At 74.3% G+C, this 8,511-nt stretch carries 6 protein-coding genes and 1 pseudogene; 5 read left to right on the plus strand and 2 right to left on the minus strand.

Features of this window, described 5'->3' with window-relative positions; genetic code table 11:
* On the minus strand, positions 1 to 917 hold a 917-nt coding region (locus tag CCN44_RS24605; protein ID WP_244203960.1), incomplete at its 3' end, for an AfsR/SARP family transcriptional regulator.
* A 224-nt stretch (positions 918 to 1,141) separates the two neighbouring features.
* Between CCN44_RS24605 and CCN44_RS24610 the strand changes: the two genes are divergently transcribed.
* The 5 genes from CCN44_RS24610 (at position 1,142) to CCN44_RS24630 (ending at position 7,348) form a co-directional block, all read left to right on the plus strand.
* Complete coding sequence (locus CCN44_RS24610) at positions 1,142 to 2,377, plus strand: MFS transporter (RefSeq protein ID WP_059253904.1); 1,236 nt, start codon at positions 1,142 to 1,144, stop codon at positions 2,375 to 2,377.
* A 339-nt stretch (positions 2,378 to 2,716) separates the two neighbouring features.
* On the plus strand, positions 2,717 to 3,964 hold the full coding sequence (locus tag CCN44_RS24615; RefSeq protein ID WP_428836683.1) for an IS701 family transposase: 1,248 nt from the start codon (positions 2,717 to 2,719) through the stop codon (positions 3,962 to 3,964).
* Positions 3,961 to 4,650, plus strand: coding sequence for a response regulator transcription factor (locus CCN44_RS24620; protein WP_079081221.1), 690 nt, complete (start codon positions 3,961 to 3,963; stop codon positions 4,648 to 4,650). Before CCN44_RS24615 ends, CCN44_RS24620 begins: the two co-directional genes overlap by 4 nt.
* 125 nt (positions 4,651 to 4,775) lie before the next feature.
* Positions 4,776 to 6,140, plus strand: coding sequence for an NtaA/DmoA family FMN-dependent monooxygenase (locus tag CCN44_RS24625; RefSeq protein ID WP_086699564.1), 1,365 nt, complete (start codon positions 4,776 to 4,778; stop codon positions 6,138 to 6,140).
* Positions 6,137 to 7,348 (plus strand): LLM class flavin-dependent oxidoreductase, encoded by a 1,212-nt coding sequence (locus CCN44_RS24630; protein ID WP_086699567.1) that lies wholly within the window; start codon positions 6,137 to 6,139, stop codon positions 7,346 to 7,348. The genes CCN44_RS24625 and CCN44_RS24630 overlap by 4 nt, the downstream gene beginning before the upstream one ends.
* 73 nt (positions 7,349 to 7,421) lie before the next feature.
* Here the strand turns inward: CCN44_RS24630 and CCN44_RS24635 are convergent.
* Positions 7,422 to 8,511 (minus strand): annotated as a pseudogene (locus tag CCN44_RS24635) (SWIM zinc finger family protein); the annotation flags it as partial.

Genomic DNA, 8,511 nt, shown 5'->3' on the forward strand with positions numbered 1-8,511 from the left:
GCCGCGGCCGGCGACGCCCCGGCGTACGGCGACGCACCGTACGGCTGCCCGGCGTACGACACCCCGGCCGGCACCGGCCCGGCACCGCCCGCCCCGGCAAACGCCCCGGCGTACGGCGACCCGGCGGGCGACGCCCCCGCGTACCACGACCCGGCGCCCGCGACCGGTGCCGGAGCCGTGGCGTCCAGGCCCGGGTCCTGGCGGAGCATCGCCTGGTGCAGGGCGCTCAGCGTGGGGCCGGGGCAGGCGCCCAGCTCCGCGGCGAGGCGGGTGCGCAGATCCTCGTACGACGCGAGCGCCTCGCCCTGGTGGCCGGACCGGTACAGCGCCTGCATCTGCACCGCGCGCAGCCGCTCCCGCAGCGGATGCTCGGCCACGAGCGCGGCCAGCTCCCCGGCGAGCAGCAGGTGGTCCCCCGCCGCCAGGCGCGCCTCGGCCCGCTCCTCCAGCACGGCCAGCCGCTGTTCCGCCAGGCACTCCCGGGCCGCCCGGACGAACTCCTCGTCGGCGAAGTCCGCGTACGCCGGCCCCCGCCACAGCCCGAGGGCCTCGGTGAGCAGGTCCGCCCGCGCCCGCGGGTCCGCGACCGCACGGGCCTCGGCGACGAGCCGGCCGAACCGCTCCACGTCCACCTCGTCGGCCGGGTCGAGCCGCAGCCCGTACCCCGGGGGCTGCCGCAGCAGCCGCTCCCGGCCCAGCACCCGGCGCAGCTGGGAGACCTTGGCCTGGAGCGCGCCCGCCGGATTGCCGGGCAGCTGGTCGCCCCACAGGTCGTCGATGAGCCGGTCCGCGGAGACAGGGCCGCCGTCGTGCGCGAGCAGATCCGCCAACAGCGCCCGCACCTTGGTCTCGGGGACCTGGACCGGCTCCCCTTCGTCGTCCCACACCGCGAGTGGTCCGAGCACCCCTAACCGCATGTGCACCACCGTACCCGTTCCGTAATGCGCCCGGCTGTCGGTCACGGGCTCCGGCTCCGAAGCGTTCCCGAAGGCTTTCCGAAGCATTCCCGAAGTGGCCACGCGCACAGTCGTACCTCCCGGATGCCCGACTGCCGGGAACGCCCGGCCGCGGCACGGCGGATCCCCCCTGTCCCGCCGTGCCGCACGGGCCTCGCCCCACCAGATACGGAGTACACGACCCCATGAGCGCCTCACCCGACACCGCTGCCGCCTCCGGCACCGTCCCGCCCACGCGGCGGGAGAGCGCGGAGCCGCGGCAGAAACTGCCGATGTTCGCGCTGCTCGCCCTGGCCACCGCGGTGTTCATCACCAGCCTGACCGAGACGCTCCCCGCCGGCCTGCTCCCCGAGATGAGCCATGACCTGCGGGTGAGCGAGTCCGCGACGGGGCAGACGGTCACGATCTACGCGATCGGCACCGCGCTGACCGCGATCCCGCTGACGGCGGCCACCGCCGGCTGGCGGCGCAAGCGGCTGCTGCTCACCGCCGTGGCGGGCTTCGCCGTGGCCAACACGGTCACGGCCGTGTCGTCCGTCTACGGCCTGACGATGGTGGCCCGCTTCCTCGCCGGCGTCGCCGCCGGCCTGGCGTGGGCCCTGCTCGCGGGCTACGCGCGGCGCATGGCGCCGGTCCCCCTGCAGGGCCGGGCGATCGCCGTCGCCATGGCGGGCATTCCGGTGGCACTCTCCCTCGGCGTGCCCGTCGGCACCTTCCTCGGCCAGGCCCTCGGCTGGCGGGTGGCGTTCCTGTCGATGACGGCGCTCACGGTGGTGCTGCTGCTGTGGATCGTCGCCGCCGTGCCCGACTACCCGGGCCAGCAGCGGGGCGAACGCCCGCGGATGCTGCGGGCGCTGGGCGTGCCGGGAGTGCGCCCGGTGCTCTTCGTGACGCTCGTCTTCGTACTGGCCCACACGGTGCTGTACGCCTACATCGCCACCTTCCTGGACGGCCTGGGCATGGGCGACCAGACCGACCTGGTCCTGCTCGCCTTCGGTGTCACGTCGCTGCTCAGCATCTGGGTCGTGGGTGCCCAGATCCAGTACCGGCTGCGCGCGCTGACCATCGCCAGCACCCTGCTGGTGGCTGCCGCCGCCGCCCTTCTCGCGGTGCTGAGCGACGGCGGCGCGCTGGTGTACGTCGCCGCCGTCCTGTGGGGGCTGGGCTGGGGCGGGCTGCCCACCCTGCTGCAGACCGCCGTCGGCGACGCGGGCGGCGACCAGGCCGACGCGGCGCAGGCGATGCTCGTCACGCTGTGGAACGTGGCCATGGCCGGCGGCGGCGTGCTGGGCGGCGTCCTGCTGGACGCGACCGGCAGCGGTTCCTTCCCCTGGACGGTGCTGCTCCTGCTGGTGCCGGTGTTCGCCGTCGTGCTCGCCGCGCGCGGCCACGGGTTCCCGGCCCGACGGCGGGCAATGTGATGTTCACACACCGGTGACGGTACGCAGGTTTTCTTTCGGACCTTCTCCGCCGGTGGCCCCGGTCACCGGCGGCGGGTTCAGCAGAAGGCCCCTGACCAGCGGAAACAGTGTCCGTTCCGGGGGTGGCAGAGGAGGCGCAAGGGCTTTCCACGACCCCCCGCGCATTCCCGGCACCACCCCTCCCCAAGGGGCATTCGCGCTGGTCAGCGGCCGAAATGTCAAAGTGACAGCACAACGCGTGAATTTGGCGATGCAGCCGGTAGCTTTGTCCCTCGTACGACTGCCCGTACATCGACCTGAGCGATGGGGCGACACGACTGCGAGGGGGCGTAGTTAAACATGTCGTCGATGGGAGTGAGCGTCGCTGCCGGCGATCGCGAACGCATACAGACTTTTGTTGAAAGCGTATTCAATCCGCTGCACCGGGCGGAACAACGCCGCTGGGCCCGCGCGTACCTGTGGGGGCTTCTCCACACTCCGGGCAAGAAGACCCCGCGGCGCATGGCCGAGGCGGGTTTATTGCCCGCCGGAGCGGCGCACGGCCTGCACCAGTTCATCAACAGCAGCACCTGGAGCTGGGAACCGGTGCGCCGCGCACTCGGCCGGACCATCGCGGCGCACCGGCCGGCGTACGCCTGGACGGTCGCCGATCTCCTCATCCCGAAGCAGGGGGAGCACTCGGTGGGGGTGCACCGTCGCCTGGACCAAGCGACCGGGCGCACCATCAACTGCCAGCGGGGGGTGGGACTCTTCCTGGCGACGGGCACCCGGTGCTTCCCCGTCGACTGGAGCCTCGTCCTCGACGGGGCCTGGGACTGGGACGATCTGCGCAGGCGCCGGGCGCGCATCCCGGAGGCGGAGACCGGGCGTCCCGTGGGGGCGTTCGTCCTCGGCTTCGCCGCCGGGGTGACCGCCGCGCAACCGCGGTTGCCCGAGGCGCCCTGGGTGCTGAACCTCACCCAGCGGTGCGACGACGCGAGCGGCGTCATGGCCGGACTCGCCCGCCGCGGGCTCGACTTCGTGTGCGAGGTCGACTCCGGGCAGATCGTGCTCGTCGGCCGTCCGGCCCCGCGGGTGACCACTGTCGGGGAGCTGATGGAGGAGCCGCACGCCCGGCAGCCGCACGCGCTGATGCGCCCGGCCGAGCCCGGCGGTTCCCGGGCGGTGCGGGTCAACGTGTACACCGGGGCGGTGCGGCTGTCCCAGCGCGGGGCCGCCAAGGACGGCGTCTCGCGGACCTACCACGTCCTGGAACAGCTCTCCGCCGACGGCGGGCAGCCGGCCCGGTACTGGATCACCAGCCTGATGAGCCGGGGCGTGGAGGAGGTCCTGGCACTGGCCCGCAGCCAGGCCACCGCCCGGACGACCGTGGCGGCGCTGCGGGAGGGATTCGGCGTACTCGACTTCGAGGGCCGTTCCTTCCCCGGCTGGCACCATCACATGACCATGGTCTCGGCCGCGTACGCCTACCGGCACCTGTACGGCGCTCCCGGCGCCGTCCGCGCGCCGGCCGCCCGGCTGTCCGCGGCACGCGCGGACACCGCCGGCTACTGGGCGGACACCGGAGCGAAAGGCCTGGGCGCGTGAAGAAAGTGCTGGTCGTGGAGCCGGACGCCGCGGCGGCCGAGACTACGGCGGGTGATCTGCGGCGGCAGGGGTACGCCGCCCACACCGTCGACCGGGGGGCGCGGATCCTGCGTGCGTACCACGACGCCGATCTGGTGCTGCTCTCCCTGGACCTGCCCGACATCGACGGACTGGAGGTATGCCGCACGCTGCGGGCGGAGAGCGACATTCCGCTGATCGCCTGCACGCACCGGGACAACGAACTGGAAAGGGTTCTCGCGCTCAAGGCGGGAGCGGACGACTGTGTGCTCAGGACGTGGAGTCCGCGTGAGATCGGGGCGCGGATCGAAGCGGTGCTGCGGCGCACCCGGCCGCACTCCGTCGGCGCGGACAGCATCTCGCTCCGGCCGCTGCACATCGACCCGCGCACGCGGGAGGTGCGGCTGCGCGATCGGGTGGTCGACGTGACCGCCACGGAATTCGAGTTGCTCTACACCCTGGCGGCCCGGCCCGACTCCGTCGTCTCCCGCAAGGAGCTGATGGCCAAGGTCTGGGGCAGCAACTGGGTGCGCACCAGCCGCACCATCGACACCCATGTGAGCAGCCTGCGGGCGAAACTCGGCTCCAGCCGGTGGATCATCACGGTGCGCGGGGTCGGCTACCGCATGGGGCACGTCGGGCAGGTGCCCGAGGTGTCCGCGGGCTGAACCGTCCCACCCGCCGTCGAGGGCCCCGGGCACGCACGGTGCCGGCCACCGCGCGTGCCCGGGGCCCGTTTCGCGCCGCAGGCGTACGAGCCTCCTCAGAAGGAGCATCGTCCAGAAGGAGCATTGTGACGAAGCAGATCCATCTCGCCGCTCAACTGCCGGGCATCCACAACGTCACCGTCTGGTCGGACCCCCGGTCCGCAAGCCAGATGGCCATCGGCTCCTTCGTGCACCTCGCGCGGACGGCGGAGCGCGGCAGGTTCGACTTCTTCTTCCTCGCCGAAGGACTGCGGCTGCGCGAACACAAGGGCCGTCTCTACGAGTTGGACGTGGCCGGCCGCCCGGACAACCTGACGATGCTGAGCGCGCTGGCCGCCGTCACCACCCGGCTCGGGGTCGCCGCCACCGTCAACGCCACGTTCAACGAGCCGTACGAGGTGGCGCGCCGGCTGGCGACCCTCGACCACCTCAGCGGCGGGCGGGCCGGCTGGAACGTGGTGACCAGCTTCGACGCCTTCACCGGGGAGAACTTCCGCCGCGGCGGCTTCCTCGCCGAGTCCGACCGCTACACGCGCGCCGCCGAGTTCCTGGCCACGACCCGTGAGCTGTGGGACAGCTGGGCCGCGCAAGACGTGCTCGCGGACGCGGCGTCCGGGCAGTTCGTGCGCCCCGGGGCCGGCGCGTTCGCCCACCACGGCGAGCACTTCGACATCTCGGGGCGGTTCACGACCCCGCGTGCTCCGCAGGAGCACCCGGTGATCATCCAGGCCGGGGAGTCGGACGCGGGCCGGGACTTCGCGGCGTCGGACGCCGAGGTCGTGTTCAGCAAGTACAACCGGCTGGAGGAGGCCCGCGCCTTCTACCGGGACGTCAAGGGGCGTCTCGCCCGGTACGGCCGCTCACCGGACGACCTGCGGATCATGCCCACCGCCACCGTCGTCGTCGCCGACACCGACGAGGAGGCCGCGGCGTACGCCGACGAGATCACCCGGGCCCAGGTGAGCCCGCAGACCGCGATCGCCCACCTGGAGGCCGTCTGGGGCCGCGACCTGTCCGCGTACGACCCGGACGGGCCGCTGCCGGACATCGACCCGGAACCCGAATCGCTGGTCCTGAAGGGGCACTCGGTGTTCCGCACGGGCCGCGCCGAGACCGCCCGGCGCTGGCGCGCCCTCGCCGAGGAACGCGGGCTGAGCATCCGCGAGTTGATGATCGAGGTGCACGGCGGGCAGACCTTCGTCGGCAGCCCGCACACCGTCGCCGACGCCATCGACCACTTCGTACAGACCGACGGCGCGGACGGCTTCGTCTTCGCCACGCATCTGACCCCCGCGGGCCTGGACGACTTCGTCGACCGGGTGGTGCCCCTGCTCCAGGAGAAGGGCGTCCACCGCCCCGACTACACCGGGACCACGCTGCGGCACCACCTGGGCCTGCGCCGTCGCCCGGGCACCGAGCGCACGTCCGGCTCCGCACGGGAGGCATCGTGAACGACCGTCCGCTGCACCTCGCCGTCGCCCTCGACGGCGCCGGCTGGCACCCCGCTGCCTGGCGGTCCCCGGACGCCCGCCCCGACGCCCTGTTCACCCCCGGGTACTGGGCGGACCTGGTCGCGGAAGCCGAACGCGGCCTTCTCGACCTCGTCACCTTCGAGGACGCCCTCGGCCCGCAGTCGGCCGCGCCGCACCGCCCCGACGACCGGACCGACCAGGTCCGCGGCAGCCTGGACGCGGTCCTGCTCGCGTCCCATCTCGCCCTGCTCACCACGCACATCGGCCTCGTCCCCACGGTCAACGTCACCCACACCGAGCCGTTCCACGTCGCCGTGGGCATCGCCACCCTCGACCATGTCAGCGAGGGCCGCGCGGGCTGGCGTCCGCAGATCGCCTCGCGCGCCGCCGACGCCGCCCACTTCGGCCGCCGCACGACCCCGCAGCTGACCGACGACGACGTCCGGGACCCGGAACGGATCGCCGCGCGGCTGCGCCCGCTGTTCGCGGAGGCCACCGACGTGGTGGAGGTGGCCCGGCGGCTGTGGGACAGCTGGGAGGACGACGCGGAGATACGGGACACGGCCACGGGCCGCTTCCTCGACCGCGACAAGCTGCACCACATCGACTTCGAGGGCGCGTACTTCAGCGTCAAGGGCCCCTCGATCACCCCGCGTCCGCCGCAGGGCCAGCCGGTGGTGGCGAGCCTCGCGCACGCCTCGACGCCGTACGAGTTCGCGGCCCGCGGCAGCGACATCGTCTTCGTCACGCCGTTCGACCGCGCGGGCGCCAAGGCGATCCTCGCGCAGGTGGACGAGGCCGCCGACCGGGTGGGCCGGGACCTGCGGGACCGGCCGCTGCGCAGATTCGCGGACGTGGTCGTCTTCCTGGACGACGCGTCCGGCGCCGCCGCCCGCCGCAAGGAGCACCTGGACGCGCTGGACGGCGCGGAGTACACCTCGGACGCCCTGGTCTTCACGGGCACCCCCGGTGAACTGGCCGACCTGCTGCTCGACTGGCGCGCCGCCGGGCTCGACGGCTTCCGGCTGCGGCCCGGCGCGGTGCCGCACGACCTCAGCGCGATCACCCGGCGGCTGGTGCCGGAACTGCGCCGCCGCGGCGCGTTCCGCAGCGCGTACGGCACCGGGACCCTCCGCGCCCGGCTGGGCCTGCCGACGCCCCGCAACCGGTACGCGCGGCAGGTCTGATCCCGCGGGGCGGAACCGTCCCCCGCCGGCCGGTCCGCGGGCGGCGGCCCGGTCGGCGGTCGGTGGGCGTCGCTCAGAGGTCGTCGAGGCCGTCGTCCGGTATGCCCAGCCCGGTCAGCGCGCCCACCGGGTCCAGGTCCGGGGTGCCGCGGGGCCACCAGTCGTCCCGGCCGGGCTCCGACTCGTAGGCGTACCACAGGCCGTCGCGGCCGAGGCGGAGCTGGACATGGCCGCGGGGGTGGGTCAGCCGGTTGCGCCAGGGGCGGAACGCGGGCAGGTCGGCCGCGAGCAGCAACGGCCGGGCCCGGTCGAAACGGCCGGCCGGCGGATCCCACGGTTCCTCCAGGACGGCCAGCCCGGCGGGGCCGCCCTGCCGCCAGGCCGCGACCGCACGCGCGAGGTCGGCCGGGGTCCGGCCGACGGCGTCGGCGAGCGTGGCGTACAGCGCGCGGGTCGCCGCGGTCAGCCCGGAACCGGGACGGGCCGCGGCGAGCCGTACCGCGTCCTGCCACAGGGTCAGCTCGCCGACCGGGTCGCGTCCGGTGCCGAGCAGGGCGTGGGCGCGGGCGGCGGCGTCGGTCGCCAGCTGGTCCAGCGCGAACGGGTCCGGGCCGCCGGGCGCCGACGGATACACCGGGGGCTGCTCGGGGTGCGGGGGCACCGGCAACGGCTCGGGCAGCGGCGGGCGTTCGCGCGCGGCGAGCGCCTCGGTGGCCCGGACGCCGGNNGGCCGCGCAGCAGGAGCAGCACGAACGGGTCGGCGTCGAGCAGGCGGGCCGTCTGGTAGCAGAGGGCGGCGGCGTGCTTGCAGGGGTGGCCGGAGTCGGGGCAGCTGCACCGGGGGGCGAGGTCGCCGGGACCGGGCAGCAGGGGCACGCCGCAGTCGGCGAGCGACTGGGGCAGTTCCTTGTCGAGCAGTGCCGCGATGTGCCCCGGCCGGTCGGCCGCGGCCTCCAGGAACCTCTCCCAGTCCGCGTCCTCCAGCGTCCGCACCCGCACCTGCACGCGGTAGGGGCGGGGCCGGCTGCCGCGCACGTACGCCAGCACCAGCCCCGGTGTGACGGTGATCGCGTCCACGTGCCCCTGCTCCGCGTACCCCCGCCCCCGGGCCAGCCGCTTGGCGTCCAGCGCTCCCCGCTCCAGCGCCTCCACCCACGCGTTCC

Source organism: Streptomyces tricolor (genome assembly GCF_002155905.1).
Taxonomy (GTDB): domain Bacteria; phylum Actinomycetota; class Actinomycetes; order Streptomycetales; family Streptomycetaceae; genus Streptomyces; species Streptomyces tricolor.

What these genes read in the sequence shown, in the direction of transcription:
- CCN44_RS24615 (WP_428836683.1), top strand. Translation starts at nt 2,717, where the DNA reads ATGTCGTCGATGGGAGTGAGCGTCGCTGCCGGCGATCGCGAACGCATA.
- CCN44_RS24610 (WP_059253904.1), top strand. Translation starts at nt 1,142, where the DNA reads ATGAGCGCCTCACCCGACACCGCTGCCGCCTCCGGCACCGTCCCGCCC.